Annotated in this window: 15 protein-coding genes; 9 read left to right on the top strand and 6 right to left on the bottom strand. The window is 74.0% G+C overall.

Going from position 1 to position 14,316, the window contains the following annotated elements:
- Nucleotides 1-404 precede the first annotated feature (404 nt).
- Nucleotides 405-1,235, bottom strand: coding sequence for a M55 family metallopeptidase (locus tag ABZ261_RS11890; RefSeq protein WP_356857968.1), 831 nt, complete (start codon nt 1,233-1,235; stop codon nt 405-407).
- A gap of 101 nt (nt 1,236-1,336) precedes the next feature.
- Between ABZ261_RS11890 and ABZ261_RS11885 the strand changes: the two genes are divergently transcribed.
- Entirely contained in the window at nt 1,337-1,606 is a 270-nt protein-coding gene (locus ABZ261_RS11885) for a hypothetical protein (protein WP_356857966.1), read from the top strand.
- A gap of 105 nt (nt 1,607-1,711) precedes the next feature.
- A complete protein-coding gene (locus tag ABZ261_RS11880; protein WP_356857964.1) occupies nt 1,712-3,514 on the top strand; it encodes a phosphatidylglycerol lysyltransferase domain-containing protein in 1,803 nt (600 codons plus the stop codon).
- 6 nt (nt 3,515-3,520) lie between these two features.
- On the opposite strand, the gene ABZ261_RS11875 is transcribed toward ABZ261_RS11880, so the two are convergent.
- From ABZ261_RS11875 to ABZ261_RS11860, 4 genes are all read right to left on the bottom strand, one after another.
- Nucleotides 3,521-4,993, bottom strand: coding sequence for a HAMP domain-containing sensor histidine kinase (locus ABZ261_RS11875; protein WP_356857962.1), 1,473 nt, complete (start codon nt 4,991-4,993; stop codon nt 3,521-3,523).
- On the bottom strand, nt 4,994-5,722 hold the full coding sequence (locus tag ABZ261_RS11870) for a response regulator transcription factor (protein WP_356857960.1): 729 nt from the start codon (nt 5,720-5,722) through the stop codon (nt 4,994-4,996).
- A gap of 293 nt (nt 5,723-6,015) precedes the next feature.
- Entirely contained in the window at nt 6,016-7,101 is a 1,086-nt protein-coding gene (locus ABZ261_RS11865; protein ID WP_356857958.1) for an LLM class flavin-dependent oxidoreductase, read from the bottom strand.
- A gap of 77 nt (nt 7,102-7,178) precedes the next feature.
- Nucleotides 7,179-8,069: an NADP-dependent oxidoreductase gene (locus ABZ261_RS11860; RefSeq protein ID WP_356857956.1), complete on the bottom strand. Its 891-nt coding sequence runs from the start codon at nt 8,067-8,069 to the stop codon at nt 7,179-7,181.
- Nucleotides 8,070-8,201: 132 nt separating this feature from the next.
- Here ABZ261_RS11860 and ABZ261_RS11855 point away from each other — a divergent pair, with 132 nt between their 5' ends.
- The 5 genes from ABZ261_RS11855 (at nt 8,202) to ABZ261_RS11835 (ending at nt 10,928) form a co-directional block, all read left to right on the top strand.
- Nucleotides 8,202-8,618: a helix-turn-helix domain-containing protein gene (locus ABZ261_RS11855; RefSeq protein WP_356857954.1), complete on the top strand. Its 417-nt coding sequence runs from the start codon at nt 8,202-8,204 to the stop codon at nt 8,616-8,618.
- A gap of 295 nt (nt 8,619-8,913) precedes the next feature.
- The gene (locus tag ABZ261_RS11850; RefSeq protein WP_356857952.1) at nt 8,914-9,252 is read left to right on the top strand and encodes a YnfA family protein; all 339 of its coding nucleotides are present in this window, start codon (nt 8,914-8,916) and stop codon (nt 9,250-9,252) included.
- A gap of 53 nt (nt 9,253-9,305) precedes the next feature.
- Complete coding sequence (locus ABZ261_RS11845) at nt 9,306-10,082, top strand: SDR family NAD(P)-dependent oxidoreductase (RefSeq protein ID WP_356857950.1); 777 nt, start codon at nt 9,306-9,308, stop codon at nt 10,080-10,082.
- Nucleotides 10,079-10,264, top strand: a complete 186-nt coding sequence (locus ABZ261_RS11840; RefSeq protein ID WP_356857948.1) for a hypothetical protein — start codon at nt 10,079-10,081, stop codon at nt 10,262-10,264. Before ABZ261_RS11845 ends, ABZ261_RS11840 begins: the two co-directional genes overlap by 4 nt.
- Before the next feature lie 49 nt (nt 10,265-10,313).
- On the top strand, nt 10,314-10,928 hold the full coding sequence (locus tag ABZ261_RS11835; RefSeq protein WP_356857946.1) for a TetR/AcrR family transcriptional regulator: 615 nt from the start codon (nt 10,314-10,316) through the stop codon (nt 10,926-10,928).
- On the opposite strand, the gene ABZ261_RS11830 is transcribed toward ABZ261_RS11835, so the two are convergent.
- Complete coding sequence (locus ABZ261_RS11830; RefSeq protein ID WP_356857944.1) at nt 10,929-12,122, bottom strand: RtcB family protein; 1,194 nt, start codon at nt 12,120-12,122, stop codon at nt 10,929-10,931. It lies immediately after the preceding gene.
- A gap of 215 nt (nt 12,123-12,337) precedes the next feature.
- Here ABZ261_RS11830 and ABZ261_RS11825 point away from each other — a divergent pair, with 215 nt between their 5' ends.
- Together ABZ261_RS11825 and ABZ261_RS11820 are read left to right on the top strand one after the other, a co-directional pair.
- Nucleotides 12,338-13,150, top strand: coding sequence for a DUF3558 domain-containing protein (locus ABZ261_RS11825; RefSeq protein WP_356857942.1), 813 nt, complete (start codon nt 12,338-12,340; stop codon nt 13,148-13,150).
- Nucleotides 13,151-13,373: 223 nt separating this feature from the next.
- Nucleotides 13,374-14,201, top strand: coding sequence for a DUF3558 family protein (locus ABZ261_RS11820; protein ID WP_356857940.1), 828 nt, complete (start codon nt 13,374-13,376; stop codon nt 14,199-14,201).
- Nucleotides 14,202-14,316: the final 115 nt, after the last annotated feature.

Raw genomic sequence — 14,316 nt, 5'->3', positions numbered from 1 at the left:
GCCGAAGCCCTCGCGGGGGCGGGGCCTTACGGGCTCCGCCCTGGTCCTGCACGGGGAGGGGCCTTCGGACGGCCGGGCACACCGTTCCAGGCCGGATCGCGGTGCCGAGGCCCTCCCCGCTCGGCCACCGTGCGCGACGCGACACCGAGGTGCTCGGCGCGGGGCGCGCACGCTCCTGCGCAACGCGGCACGCGGGGCGCTCGCTTCAGCCACGCACGCGCAACTGCGCGGCGTCCGACAGCCGTTCGCGGCAGCCGGCGCTGTGCGCGTGGACGAACACCCCTCTGCTGCCGCCAGCCCCGAGCGCGCTGGCGTGCCCGTCTCGCCGGCCGCGCGGTGCCGACGCCCGCGCCCCACGACCCGCGCCCCAGGACCCGCGCCCCCGGGCGTCCAGGCGTCCGGGGTCAGCAGTACGGGGGCTGGTCGGTCAGGGAGGACGCCACCCGCATCCACACCCCGAACTGCCGGTACAGCGCGGGCAGGGGGCCGGTGGCGCGGACCGTCCGCGCGTCCTCGGCCGTCACTCCGGGGATGCCGAGCAGGGTCGCGGCGACCGAGGCCGACTGCCAGCGGACGGTGAGCACGGCCTCGGCGGCGGGCGGCGCGGGGCGGCCCGGGGCCGGGGTCAGCGCCCCGGCGACCGCTTCCTCGACGGCCCGGCGGGCCTCCGCCTCCGGCCGCAGCTCGGCCGCGAACCGGTCGCGGGCGTACTTCACGGGGACGGTGACGACCGACGCGTCCCACTCCGTCATCTCCGTGCAGGCCGCGTCGTCACCCGTGAGGGCCACCACGGGCACCCCGAGGGCCGCCGCCGTGGCATGGGCGAGGCCGATCTCGCCGACGGGCCGTCCGTCCAGCCACATGTCCTCGATCTCGTGGCCCATAAAACTGTGGCTGAGCACGCCGAGGGCGCCCGCCCGGGCGTGGTAGCCGACGCACACCGCGGCGTCGTGCTCCCCGGTCAGCCCCTCCAGCATGCCGAACCGCTTGGGCCTGCCGCGCACCAGGCGGGCGGCCGGGTGCAGCTCGTCGGGGTGCAGGTTGCGCATCGGCCCGTGGGCGTCGTTGACGAGGATCTCGGTGGCGCCGGCCGCCAGCGCGCCCCGTACGGCGGCGTTCACGTCGCCGGCCATCATGGAGCGGCCCCGCTCGTAGTCCCGGCCGCCGGGCTGGACGTCGTGGGCGTCGACGAGGCCGGTGATGCCCTCCATGTCGGCGCTGATGTAGATCCGCACGGTCTCGACCCTAACGGACCCGGTACGGACCCTACGTATTGTAGGTTCCCAACGGTCGCACGCCACCGGGCCGTTCACACGTCTGTTTCTTCGGGGGACCCATGCAGGACACCACGCAAGCGGAGCCCGCGGGGGAGGTCCGCGCGCGCAGTCTCGCGCCGACGCTGACGGTCCTCGTCGTCAGCCTGGTCATCGCCGCCGTCGGCGTGTACGAGCTGTGCGGCTTCGGTCTGCACAGTCTGGACCGGCGCCCGCACCTGTTCAGCGACGGGCTGGCGACGGGCGGGGTGATCGCCGCCGCGGTGGCCGCAGGAGCGGCGGTGGGCAACCTGGCCTGGCTGCTGGCGGCGGCCCGACGCGGCGGCGACTGACGGACGGGAAGGGATGCCGTGGCCGCGCCGAGGCTCCGGCCGCGTCACCCTACCGGCTGTAGGGTCTGCGGTGCCCAGTCCCCGTCCCCAAGGTGACCCGTCGCCATGCCCGCACAGCAGACGACCCTGACCTCCCCACAGGGTCCGGCTCCCCGCACCCCCCGCACCCCCCGCACCCCCCGCACCCTCGGCTTCCTGCCGCCCCGCTTCCGCGCCGTCCGCGGCGACGGCCGGCTGCGCGCCCGCGCCGCCACGGCCACCGTCTGGTACCTGCGCCTGCTGGCGGCGCTGAACACCGCGGCGGTGGTGTCGCTGCCGTTCCGCCGGGAGGTGCACGCGCACAACGCGGGCGAGTACTTCACCCCGTACCTGGCCACCGCGGGCCTGGTCTCGGCGGCGCTCGCCCTGTTCCTCGCGGTGGTGATGCGGCGCCGCAAACGCGCCGCCTGGCTCTTCAACCTCCTGCTCGCCGGCCCCCTCCTCGGCCTCTACGCCGTCGCGCTGACCCGCGCCCCCTACCGCGAGCACGCCTTCAACTGGGTCTCCGCCGCCCTCACCGGCCTGTTCGTCGCCGCCCTGCTGGTCGGCCGGGGCGAGTTCGACGCCGTCGGCGACCGCTCCAACCCGCGCCTGGCACTCGCCGCCGGCACGGGCGGCGCCCTCGTCGCCGGCGGCCTGGGCACCCTCCTGGTGCACGCGACGAACACCGTCGCCGGCGCCACCGTCGAGGACGAGATCGCCTACACCCTGCTGCGCGGCATCAGCGTCGGCCCGCTCGCCGACCGCGTCGCCGCCGTGCACGCCCCCCGCTGGGCGGACATGGTCGTCAACGTCCTGACGGCCGCCGCGTTCGTCCTCGTCCTCTACGCCTGCTTCCGCGCCCCCCGCGGCGCCTGCCGGCCGGCCGAGGAGGACGAGCGCAGGCTGCGCGCCCTGCTGGAGCGCCACGGCGACCGCGACTCCCTGGGCTACTTCGCCCTGCGCCGTGACAAGGCGGTGCTCTTCTCGCCCAGCGGCAAGGCGGCCATCGCCTACCGCGTCGTCGGCGGGGTCAGCCTCGCCTCGGGCGACCCGATCGGGGACCTGGAGGCCTGGCCCGGCGCGATCGACGCCTGGCTCGCCGAGGCCCGCCGGCACGCCTGGACCCCGGCCGTCATGGGCGCGAGCGAGGAAGCCGGCAGGGTCTACGCCCGGCACGGCCTGGACGCGCTGGAACTCGGCGACGAGGCGATCGTCGACCTCGCCGGCTTCACCCTGGAGGGCCGCGCCATGCGCGCGGTCCGGCAGGCCCACAGCCGTGTCCGCCGGGCCGGCTACACCGTCCGCGTGCGCCGCCACGAGGACATCCCGGCGCAGGAGATGGCCGTCCTGGTCGACCGCGCCGACCGCTGGCGGGACGGCGCGGCCGAGCGCGGCTTCTCCATGGCGCTGGGCCGGCTCGGCGATCCCGCCGACGGGCGCTGCGTGATGCTGGAGTGCCGGGACGCGGACGGCGAACCGCGCGCCCTGCTGAGCTTCGTGCCCTGGGGCGAGCGCGGCCTGTCCCTGGACCTGATGCGCCGCGACCGCGCCTGCGAGAACGGCCTGACGGAGTACATGGTGGTGGAACTCCTGCTGCGGGCCGAGGACTTGGGCATCGACCGGGTCTCCCTGAACTTCGCGATGTTCCGCTCGGTCTTCGAGCGCGGCGCACGCCTCGGCGCGGGCCCCGTGCTGCGCCTGTGGCGCTCGGTCCTCGCCTTCTTGTCCCGCTGGTGGCAGATCGAGTCGCTCTACCGGGCCAACGCCAAGTACCGCCCGGTGTGGCAGCCCCGCTTCCTGCTCTTCGCCAGGACGAGCGACATCCCGCGGATCGGTCTGGCGAGCGCACGCGCGGAGGGCTTCCTCACCCTGCCGGGCCGCTCCTGACCACGGTCAGGCGCCCGGCGGCGCCGGACCCTCGTCCCGGCCGGCGGCGCCCTGGCCGTCCCCCACGATGCCGCCGCCCACCGTGAACCCGATGACGGACCCGCCGCCCTCCCGCCGGCAGGCGAACGGCGTTCCCCCGTGCGCCATGGCGACCTCGCGCACGATGGACAGACCGAGGCCCGAGCCCGGCAGGGAACGCGCGTCGGCGGCCCGGTAGAAGCGGTCGAAGATGCGGATGAGGTCGCCCTCGGCGATCCCGGGCCCCCGGTCCCGCACCTCCACCCGCACCGTGCCCGGACGGGCCGGCCCGGTGACGGCGACCTCGATCGGCGCGGTGCCGTCCCGGTCGAACTTGGCGGCGTTCTCGACCAGGTTGGAGATGGCCCGCTGGAGCATCCCGGGCCGCCCGTCGGTCGTCGTGTCGCCGCTCGTGCGCAGCACGATGTCCCGTCCGGTGCGGCGCCGGGCCAGCCCGGCCACGTCCTCGGCGAGGTCGGCGAGGTCCACCCGCTGGGGCGGCCCGGTGTCGGACTGTCCGGCGGCGAGGTCGACCAGTTCGTTGACGAGGTCGGTGAGCTCGCGGGCCTCCTGGGTGAGGTCGGCGACCAGTTCCTCCCGGGTCGCGGGCGGGAGTTCGTCGATGCGCCGCAGCAGGGAGATGTTGGTCCGCAGGGAGGTCAGGGGCGTCCGCAGTTCGTGCCCGGCGTCCTGCACCAGGCGCCGCTGGTCCTCCTCGGACTGGGCGAGCCGGCCCAGCATCCGGTCGAAGGCGCGGCCGAGCCGCCCCACCTCGTCCAGCCCGGCCACCGGCACCTGGATGTCGAGCCGCCGGGTGCGGGCCACGTCCTCCGCGGCCGAGGTGAGGACGACCAGGCGCCGGGTGATGCGCCGCGCCAGCCACCACCCGAACAGCCCGGCCGCCACGACGACCGCCGCCATCAGGATCAGCGTCCGCCGCTGCAGCGCCCGCAGCAGGTCCTCGGTGTCGCTGAACTCCTGCGCGACCTGGACCGCGCCCCGCCCGTCGCCGAGCGAGACGGTGGCGATGCGGAACAGGTCCTCGTCCACCCGGACGTCCTTGTGCTGGACGGTCCGTCCGGCCGTCCGCGCGGCGGCCGCGGCCCTGTCCCGGGAGGTGACCGGCAGCGCCGGGCTGCCGTGGTCCACGATCTGCCCGCGCGCGCCGAGCACCTGGACGTCGGTGCGGGCGGGGCGGACCAGGTCGTGCCCGGGGCGGGAGGAGGAGAAGTCCCCGGGGACCATGCGGTGCTGCCGCACCTCGTCCCGGACGTCCTGGACGACCTGCGTGAACACCGACTGCTGGTCGACGCGGACGAGCCGGGCGGCGGAGTTGTACGACAGGATGCCGACGAGGATCGTGACGGCGGCGGTGACGGCCGCGAAGGACACCGCGAAGGTGGTGCGCAGCGAGACCAGCTTCGGCCGCGGCCCGGCCGGCAGCCGCCAGCGGCGGCCCACCTAGTCCTCCCGCAGCACGTAACCCACGCCCCGCACGGTGTGGATCAGCGGCGGGGCGCCGGGCTCGTCCAGCTTGCGGCGCAGGTAGCCGACGTAGACGGCGAGGTTCTTGGAGCCGGGGCCGAAGTCGTAGCCCCAGATGCGGTCGTAGATCGTGGAGTGGTCCAGCACGATGCCCGCGTTGCGCACCAGCAGTTCCAGCAGTTCGAACTCGGTGCGGGTGAGCTCCAGTTCGCGCCGGCCGCGCCAGGCCCGGCGGGCCTGCGGGTCCATGCGGATGCCGGCGGCCTCGAGCTGCTGCCGGTCGGACAGGGCCGCCTCCCGGGCGGTTCCTTCGGCGCCGGCGCCGCCGGCGGGCCCCGGGCTGGTGCGGCGCAGCAGGGCGCGCAGCCGGGCGAAGACCTCCTCCACGTCGAACGGCTTGACCACGTAGTCGTCGGCGCCGGCGTCCAGGCCGGCGATGCGGTCGGCGGTCTCCACGAGGGCGGTGAGCATGAGGATCGGGGTGCGGTCGCCCTCGGCGCGCAGCACCCGGCAGACCTGGAGGCCGTCGATGCCCGGCATCATCACGTCGAGCACGAGGACGTCCGGCGGGTTCCGGTGGGCCTGTGCCAGCGCTTCCACGCCGTCGGCGACGGCCGTGACCTCGTACCCCTCCAGGGTGAGGGCGCGTTCCAGGGCGTGGCGGATGGCGCGGTCGTCTTCGGCGAGCAGCACGTTCGGGGGCACGCCCCCAGTCTGCCAAGGCCCCCGGCGGTTCCGCCGGGGCCGCTGATCGAGCGCTGACCCTTTTTACCGGCCTCTCACCGAGGGCGGCCGCCCCGGCGGCCGCGCACGCGGCCCGGCCCGCACCCGCCCGGCCGCGCCGCACACCGGGACCGCACCCGCCCGGCCGCGCCGCACACCGGGACCGCACCCGCCCGGCCGCGCCGCACGCCGGGACCGGTCTCACCCGCCCGGCCGCGCCGCACACCGGGACCGGTCTCACCCGCCCGGCCACGTCTCACCCGCCCGGCCGCGGCTCACACGCCGGCCGCCTCCTTCGCCGCGAGCAGGGACCGGTGGGTCGGCGCCTCGGGCACCCCGGCCGGGCGGCGGGCGGCGAACTCCTTGCGCAGCACCGGCACGACCTCCTCGCCGAGCATGTCGATCTGCTCCAGCACGGTCTTCAGGGGCAGCCCGGCGTGGTCCATCAGGAACAGCTGGCGCTGGTAGTCGCCGGCGTACTCGCGGAAGGTCAGGGTCTTCTCGACGACCTGCTGCGGGGAGCCGACGGTCAGCGGGGTCTGCGCGGTGAACTCCTCAAGGGAGGGCCCGTGGCCGTACACCGGCGCGTTGTCGAAGTAGGGGCGGAACTCGCGCACCGCGTCCTGGGAGTTCCTGCGCATGAACACCTGGCCGCCGAGGCCGACGATCGCCTGCTCGGGTGTGCCGTGCCCGTAGTGGGCGTACCGGGTCCGGTACAGCTCGACCATCCGCCTGGTGTGGTCGGCGGGCCAGAAGATGTTGTTGTGGAAGAAGCCGTCGCCGTAGTACGCGGCCTGTTCGGCGATCTCCGGCGAGCGGATGGAGCCGTGCCAGACGAACGGCGGTACGCCGTCCAGCGGGCGCGGGGTGGAGGTGAAGCCCCGCAGCGGGGTGCGGAACTTCCCCTCCCAGTCGACGACGTCCTCGCGCCACAGCCGGTGCAGCAGGGCGTAGTTCTCCAGGGCGAGGTCGATGCCCTGCCGGATGTCCCGGCCGAACCAGGGGTAGACCGGAGCGGTGTTGCCGCGGCCCGTCATCAGGTCCACGCGCCCGTCGGCCAGGTGCTGGAGCATCGCGTAGTCCTCCGCGATCTTCACCGGGTCGTTGGTGGTGATCAGCGTGGTGGAGGTGGAGAGGATCAGCTTCTTGGTCCGCGCGGCGATGTGGCCGAGCAGGGTGGTCGGGGAGGACGGCACGAACGGCGGGTTGTGGTGCTCGCCGGTCGCGAAGACGTCGAGCCCGGCCTCCTCGGCCTTCAGGGCGATGGCGACCATGGCCTTGATCCGCTCGTGCTCGCTCGGCGCGCGCCCCGTGGTGGGGTCCGGTGTGACGTCGCCGACCGTGAAGATCCCGAACTGCATGGCCGCTCACCCTCCATATTTGTTGACTGTTCAACTTACTCGGTCAACGGCCGCCGGCCCGGGGTTGTTCCGGCCCGTCAGGGCACGATCACCAGCCGCCCCCGCACGCCGCCCCCGTCCAGCCGGGCGTGCGCCTCGGCCGCCTTCTCCAGCGGGTACGTCTCCGCCACCCGCAGCGTCAGCACCCCCGCGTCCACCAGCCGGACCAGCTCCGCGAGCTGCGCCCCGTCCGCGGTCACCGCCACCGCCCCGGTCCGCACCCCGCGCACCGGCTCCGGATGCGCACCGGGCCGCACCCCCACGTACGCGCCCCCGTCCCGCACCCACTCCAGCGCCGCGGCGCCGAGCACCGCCGCGTCCAGCACCGCGTCCACGCTCCGGGGCTCGGCCGGCCCGGCCGTGAAACGCGCGGCGCCCAGCGACTGCACCAGCTCCTCGTCGCCCGGCCGGGCGTGCCCGGTCACCTCGATCCCCCGATGGGCGGCCAGCTCCACGGCGAACCCGCCGACCGCACCCGCCGCACCGGTCACCAGCAGCGACGCGCCCGGCGCGAGATCCAGCAGCTCCAGGGCCTGCACCGCGGTCAGCCCGTTCAGCGGCAGGGTGCCGGCGTGGACGGCGTCCACCGCGGCCGGCGCCGCGGCCACCGCGTCCGCGTCCACCACGACGTACTCGGCGTGCGCCCCCAGCGGATCGGCCACGCCCCCGACCAGCGCCACCACCGGGTCGCCCACCCGCCAGGCGGCGGCCACGCCCACCTCGTCCACGGTCCCGGCCACGTCCCAGCCGAGCCCGATCGTCTTCCCCGCCCCGCCGAAGAAACCGGCGCGCACCCCGGCGTCCACGGGGTTCAGCGCACCCGCGGCCACCTTGATCCGCACCTGCCGCGCCCCCGGCTCCGGGACCGGAACCTCCGCGATCTCCACCGCATCCGGGCCCCCGAACGTCCTCACCACAGCAGCACGCATGACAACTCTCCCTAGAAAAAAGGTACTTGATGACTTCCGCGGCACATCCGGCCGCACCGCCAACCGTAGGAGAGCTACTATTCATTGGTAAGTAGTTACCTGGGAGTGCGTAGCCGACCCGGAGGAGAGCCCATGGCGACCCAGACCGCCGCACAGCGCCGCGAGCAGGCCCGCACCGCCTACGACGCCTTCCTGCGCGACTGCCCCACCAACCAGCTCCTCGGCCGGCTCAGCGACAAGTGGGTCAGCCTCGTCGTCGCCGCCCTCTCCCCCGGCCCCCGGCGCTACAGCGACCTCGGGCGCACGATCGCCGGCGTCAGCCCCAAGATGCTCACCCAGACCCTGCGCGCCCTGGAGCGCGACGGCATCGTCACCCGCACGGTCACCCCCTCCGTCCCGGTCCGCGTCGACTACGCCCTCACCCCGCTCGGCGCCAGCCTCGCCGGCCTGCTCACCGCGGTGAAGGAGTGGGCGGAGACGCACTTCGACGAGGTCCACGCGGCCCGCGCACGCTACGACGCCGGTAACCCCGCAGCTCCCGGCGCCTGACCTCGCCCACCCACTCACCCACCCGCCCACCCGCCACGGCACCCGAGCTCACCCGGTCGCCGGAGCGGTCCGCGCCCACCACGCCCCCGCTCCGCGCGGTGGGTCTCCGGCGTCCCCTCCGCCCCCGGCTCCCGCAGCCGTACCGGCCCCCGCACCGTGTCCGCGGCCTGCGCCCACGACGGCGGCGGGCCCCTCGCCGCCCGGGCCGCGCCGGACGCCCCGCCCGCCCCCGACAGGTGACACGCACGCCGCCCCGCCCCACCGGACCCGGGCCGGCCCGTGCGAAGCTGCCCGCATGCCCGTCCTCCGCTCCGCCGCCCTCTTCCTCCTCGCCGCGTTGTTCGAGATCGGCGGGGCCTGGCTCGTCTGGCAGGGCGTGCGCGCACACCGCGGCTGGCTGTGGATCACCGGCGGCGTCCTCGCCCTCGGCGCGTACGGGTTCGTCGCCACCGCCCAGCCGGACGCCCACTTCGGCCGCGTCCTCGCCGCCTACGGCGGGATCTTCGTGGCCGGCTCGCTCCTGTGGGGCGCGGTCGCCGACGGCTACCGCCCCGACCGCTGGGACATCGCCGGAGCGCTCGTCTGCCTCACCGGCATGGCTCTCATCATGTGGGCGCCCCGGAACGCCGGCTGAAGGTCACCTACGCTGGACGCGACCCACCCCGCCGCACGCTCCAGGAGCAGCCCATGGCCACCGCCGCCCCGTCCGCCGCGTCCCGCATCGCCGTCGTCACCGGGGCGAGCGGCGGCATCGGCGCCGCCACGGCCCGCCGGCTCGCCGAGGCCGGCTACCGCGTCGTCCTCACCGCCCGCCGCAAGGACCGGATCGAGGCGCTGGCCGAGGAGCTGACCCGGGCCGGCCACTCCGCGGTGGCCTACCAGCTCGACGTGACGGACCGCGCGGCGGTCGACGAGTTCGCGACCGCCTTCAAGACCATCGGCGTCCTCGTCAACAACGCGGGCGGCGCCCTCGGCGCGGACCCCGTGGCCACCGGCGACCCGGCGGACTGGCGCACGATGTACGAGACGAACGTCATCGGCACCCTGAACGTCACCCAGGCGCTGCTGCCGAAGCTCGTGGCCGGCGGCGACGGCGTGGTCGTGGTCGTGTCCTCCACCGCCGGCCACGGCACCTACGAGGGCGGAGCCGGTTATGTGGCGGCCAAGCACGGCGCCCACGTCCTCGCCGAGACCCTCCGCCTGGAGATCGTCGGCCAGCCGGTCCGGGTGGTCGAGATCGCGCCCGGCATGGTCAGGACCGACGAGTTCGCCCTGAACCGGTTCGGCGGGGACGCGGAGAAGGCGGCGAAGGTGTACGAGGGCGTCGCCGAGCCCCTGACCGCGGACGACGTGGCCGAGACGATCACCTGGGCGGTGACCCGCCCCAGCCACGTCAACGTCGACCTGCTGGTGCTGCGCCCGCGCGCCCAGGCCTCCAACACGAAGGTGCACCGGGAGCTGTGACGGCCCCCGAGGACTCCGCGGCGCACCCCGCCGCCGGCCCGGCCGCCGACGCCGCCGAGCGGCGGCGCCTGGACCAGGAGAGCAAGGACGAACGCCAGGTCTGGTACTTCCTGGCCTATTTCCTCTTCGGCATCCACATCCTGGCGTTCGTCATGATCTACGCGGTGCGTCACGCCGGGTAGCGCCCGCACGGACGCCGGGCCGCCGGCCGCCTGCCCTAGAGTCGGGCGGGTGACAAACTCAGTGGATCGGCGGGCGCGGACGTCACAGAAACGCGGGCGGCTCGCCGCGGCGGCCGCCCGGGTCCTGCACGAGCAGGGCGTCGAGCGCACCACCCTGGCCGACATCGCCCGCGAGGCGGACATCCCGGTCGGCAACGTCTACTACTACTTCAAGACGAAGGACGAACTGGTCCGGGCCGCCCTCGCGGAGCACCGCCGCCGGCTGGACGACCTCATCGGCCGGCTCGACGGGCCGGCGCACCCGCGCGACCGCCTCAAGGGGCTCGTCGCGGCCTGGATGGACCAGCGCGAGACCACCGCCCGCCACGGCTGCCCCACCGGCACGCTCGCCGCCGAACTCGGCAAGCGCGCCGACGGCGTCCTGGACGCGGAGGCCGGCGCGGTGCTCCGGCGTCTGCTCGACTGGACCGCCGGCCAGTTCCGCGCGTGGGGCGTCACCGACCCGGACGGTCGCGCCCTCACCCTCGTCTCCGCCTACCAGGGCATGACCCTCCTGACCCACGCCCTGCGCGACCCCGCCCTCACCACCCGCGAAGGCGCCCGCCTCCTCCACTGGCTGGACTCGCTCGACGGGCCGGGCGGCGGCCGCCCCGGCGAGGGGTGATCAGCCCTTCACGCAGACGACCTGCTTCAGCTTCGCCACCACCTGGACGAGGTCGCGCTGCTGGTCGATGACCTGGTCGATCGACTTGTAGGCGCCCGGTATCTCGTCCACCACACCGGAGTCCTTGCGGCACTCCACGCCCCGCGTCTGCTCCTCCAGGTCCTTGGTGGAGAAGCGCCGCTTGGCCGCGTTCCGGCTCATGCGCCGGCCCGCGCCGTGCGAGGCCGAGTTGAAGGCCAGTTCGTTGCCGAGGCCCTTGACGATGTACGAACCCGTGCCCATCGAGCCGGGGATGATCCCGTAGTCGCCGGAGCCGGCCCGGATCGCGCCCTTGCGGGTCACGAGCAGGTCCATGCCGTCGTACCGCTCCTCCGCCACGTAGTTGTGGTGGCAGGAGATCTCCGGCTCGAAGGTCGGCTTGGCCTTCTTGAACTCCTTGCGGATCACGTCCTTCAGCAGCGCCATCATCAGCGTGCGGTTGTACTTGGCGTACTCCTGCGCCCAGAACAGGTCGTTGCGGTAGGCCGCCATCTGCGGGGTGTCCGACACGAAGACGGCGAGGTCGCGGTCGACCAGGCCCTGGTTGTGCGGAAGCGTCTGGGCCACGCCGATGTGGTGCTCGGCCAGTTCCTTGCCGATGTTCCGGGAACCGGAGTGCAGCATGAGCCACACCGCATCGGACGTGTCTGTACAGACCTCGACGAAGTGATTCCCTCCGCCGAGGGTTCCCATCTGCGCGACCGCCCGTTCCCTGCGGAACCGCACCGCCTCGGCGACCGAGTCGAAGCGGGCCCAGAAGTCCCCCCAGCCGGCCGTGGCCAGCCCGTGGAAGTCGCCCGGCTCCACCGGGTCGTCGTGCATGGCCCGCCCCACCGGAATGACCTGCTCGATCTTCGACCGCAGCCGGGACAGGTCGCCCGGCAGATCCCCGGCGGTCAGCGACGTCCTGACCGCCGACATCCCGCACCCGATGTCCACGCCCACCGCCGCCGGGCACACGGCGCCGTGCATGGCGATGACGGATCCGACGGTGGCGCCCTTGCCGTAGTGCACGTCCGGCATCACGGCCAGGCCCTTGATCCACGGCAGGGTCGCCACGTTCTGGAGCTGACGCAGGGCCACGTCCTCGACGGTCGCCGGGTCCGTCCACATGCGGATCGGGACCTTGGCACCGGGCATCTCCACGTACGACATGAGTTCCTCGTTCCCCCGGAAATGGCAACAAAAGGCGGATGAGCAGCAAAACGCAAAAGCGGCGCCAAGGTCGATGAAAAGCGACAGGGGACCGGCGTCCACGGCAGTGCGTGCGATAGACATTGTCCCCAGGGAGCACCCCGCTGCGGCAAGCGAATAACCAGCGGGGACAGTGAGCCGGCAGCATCGAGTGATCCGTCGAGAGGAGCCCGACCGTGCAGCGGAAGGCGTACGTACCCGGCACCGCCGCCCTGCTCGCGGCGCTGCTGGCCGGCTGCACGAGCGGTTCCGGGGGCGGCCACCCGACGGACGACGCCAACCCGGGCGACGCCGGCAGGGCCACGGTCGCCGCCCAGCCCGGCAAGTACCGCACGCTGCCGGAACCGTGCGGCGCGGTGGACCGCGGGACCCTGGACGGCATGCTGCCCGGCATCCGGCGGATCACCGACCCGGACCAGCGGAGCAAGGCGTACAAGGGCGAGGCCACGCTCACCTACGACACGGACCGCAAGGTCGGCTGCCGCTGGAAGGTGGAGTCGGCCGACGCCGGGGACCGTCTCTCCGTCGACTTCGAGCGCGTGGTGTCGTACGACAACTCGGTCAGCGACGACGACCAGGCGCAGAAGCTGTTCCAGGAGAAGGAGGCGGACGCCGACCTCCCCGAGCCGAGCGGCGGTTCGGCGACGGCCGCCCCGTCCTCGACGGCCCCGGCGCCGACCCCGGCGGCCGGCGGCAGCGGTTCGGCGTCTCCCAGCGGCTCGGCGTCGCCCGGCGCCGCGCCGGCCGATCTCCAGCCCCGTGCGCTGACGGACCTCGGTGACGAGGCGTATCTGGACGACCGGCTCAGCACGACCGGTTCGACGGCCGAGCAGCGGACGGTGACTGTGGTGTTCCGCACGTCCAACGTGGTGGTCACCATCCAGTACGAGGAGCAGCCGATGGCCGCGGGCATGGTCCCCGACAGCAAGGAAATGCAGGACAGGGCCCGTGATCTGGCCTCTCAACTGGCCGACACGCTGGCCGGTTGACGGCCTCGGGGGCTGCGTGCGCCCCCGCCCGTGCGGCGCGCGCACGGAAGCCGCACCGTCCCTTCACCGCGTACCGTGGCCCCCGCAGGAACCCGCACGAACACCGAGCGTTATGAGTGAAGGAACCATGCAGCGAGCAGCCCAGCGAGACGACCGTGCCCTGAGTGTCCAGCGAATCAAGCGCCTTCGCCGTGTTCTTGTGTGTGCGGCGGCCGTTCCCGCGGTGCTGGTCACCGCCGCCTGTTCCTCGGACTCCGGTGACGGCAAGGCCGCTCCGGAGGCCGGGAGCACGCAGCAGTCGGCGAGCGGCAGTGCGCAGCCTTCGGTGAGCGCGTCGCCGACCGTGCAGGCCGCCGCGTACCGGAAGCTGCCCGAGCCGTGTGGGGTGCTGTCGCGGAAGACGTTGGGCGATCTGGTGCCGAAGAGCGGCAAGTCGGGGAAGAAGGGCGGTTCGGACGATCCGTCCCTGCGCTCCTCGTGCTCGTGGAACAGCCTGGACAACAACGGCGTCAAGGGCTCGCAGTTCCGCTGGCTGAACGTTTCCCTGCTGCGCTTCGACTCGGACGCCACGCGCGGTTCCGGAAACGCCCAGGCCCACACGTACTTCACCCGGCAGGTCAAGGACGCGCAGGCGGTGGACGGCGCCAAGAACGCGAAGGTGGTGCCGTTGAGCGGCACGGGCGCGGAGGCGACGGCGGTGCGGTACGACCTGAAGAAGAAGGAGGGGCTCTTCAGGCAGCAGACGGTCGCGGCGCGGGTGGAGAACGTCGTCGTCACCGTGGACTACAACGGCGCCGGTCTCGCCGGGGAGAAGACCCCGGACGCCGACGACCTGACGAAGGCGGCGGAGAAGGCGCTGAAGGAGGCCGTGGCGTCCGTGTCGGAGGCCAACGGCGGGGGTTCGCAGCAGGGTTCCGGTTCCGGGTCGTCCGCTTCCGCGTCGGCGTCGAAGCCGGCGTCGAAGTCCCCTTCGGCGTCCCCCTCGAAGTCGGCGTCCACGTCGCCGTCGTCCGGCGCGTCCGCGTCCGGGCCGGCCGCCGAGAAGGGCTGACGGAGGGCCCCGGGACGGGTTGCCGGAGGCCCCCGAGAGGGGCTGCCGGAGGGCTCCGAGGGGCCGACCGGCACCACGTTCGCCGCACACGTGTGCCACTCTGTTGCGCGCAACA

The sequence above is a fragment of the Streptomyces sp. NPDC006193 genome (assembly GCF_040613915.1).
GTDB lineage: Bacteria > Actinomycetota > Actinomycetes > Streptomycetales > Streptomycetaceae > Streptomyces.
The sequence above is the reverse complement of the archived record's forward strand: the minus strand, read 5'-3'. Positions and strand labels throughout refer to the sequence as shown.

Excerpts from the sequence above, each read along its gene's own strand:
- ABZ261_RS11885 (WP_356857966.1), top strand. The coding sequence starts at position 1,337 with ATGCAGGACACCACGCAAGCGGAGCCCGCGGGGGAGGTCCGCGCGCGC.
- ABZ261_RS11880 (WP_356857964.1), top strand. The coding sequence starts at position 1,712 with ATGCCCGCACAGCAGACGACCCTGACCTCCCCACAGGGTCCGGCTCCC.
- ABZ261_RS11865 (WP_356857958.1), bottom strand. The coding sequence starts at position 7,101 with ATGCAGTTCGGGATCTTCACGGTCGGCGACGTCACACCGGACCCCACC.
- ABZ261_RS11860 (WP_356857956.1), bottom strand. The coding sequence starts at position 8,069 with ATGCGTGCTGCTGTGGTGAGGACGTTCGGGGGCCCGGATGCGGTGGAG.
- ABZ261_RS11855 (WP_356857954.1), top strand. The coding sequence starts at position 8,202 with ATGGCGACCCAGACCGCCGCACAGCGCCGCGAGCAGGCCCGCACCGCC.
- ABZ261_RS11850 (WP_356857952.1), top strand. The coding sequence starts at position 8,914 with ATGCCCGTCCTCCGCTCCGCCGCCCTCTTCCTCCTCGCCGCGTTGTTC.
- ABZ261_RS11845 (WP_356857950.1), top strand. The coding sequence starts at position 9,306 with ATGGCCACCGCCGCCCCGTCCGCCGCGTCCCGCATCGCCGTCGTCACC.
- ABZ261_RS11830 (WP_356857944.1), bottom strand. The coding sequence starts at position 12,122 with ATGTCGTACGTGGAGATGCCCGGTGCCAAGGTCCCGATCCGCATGTGG.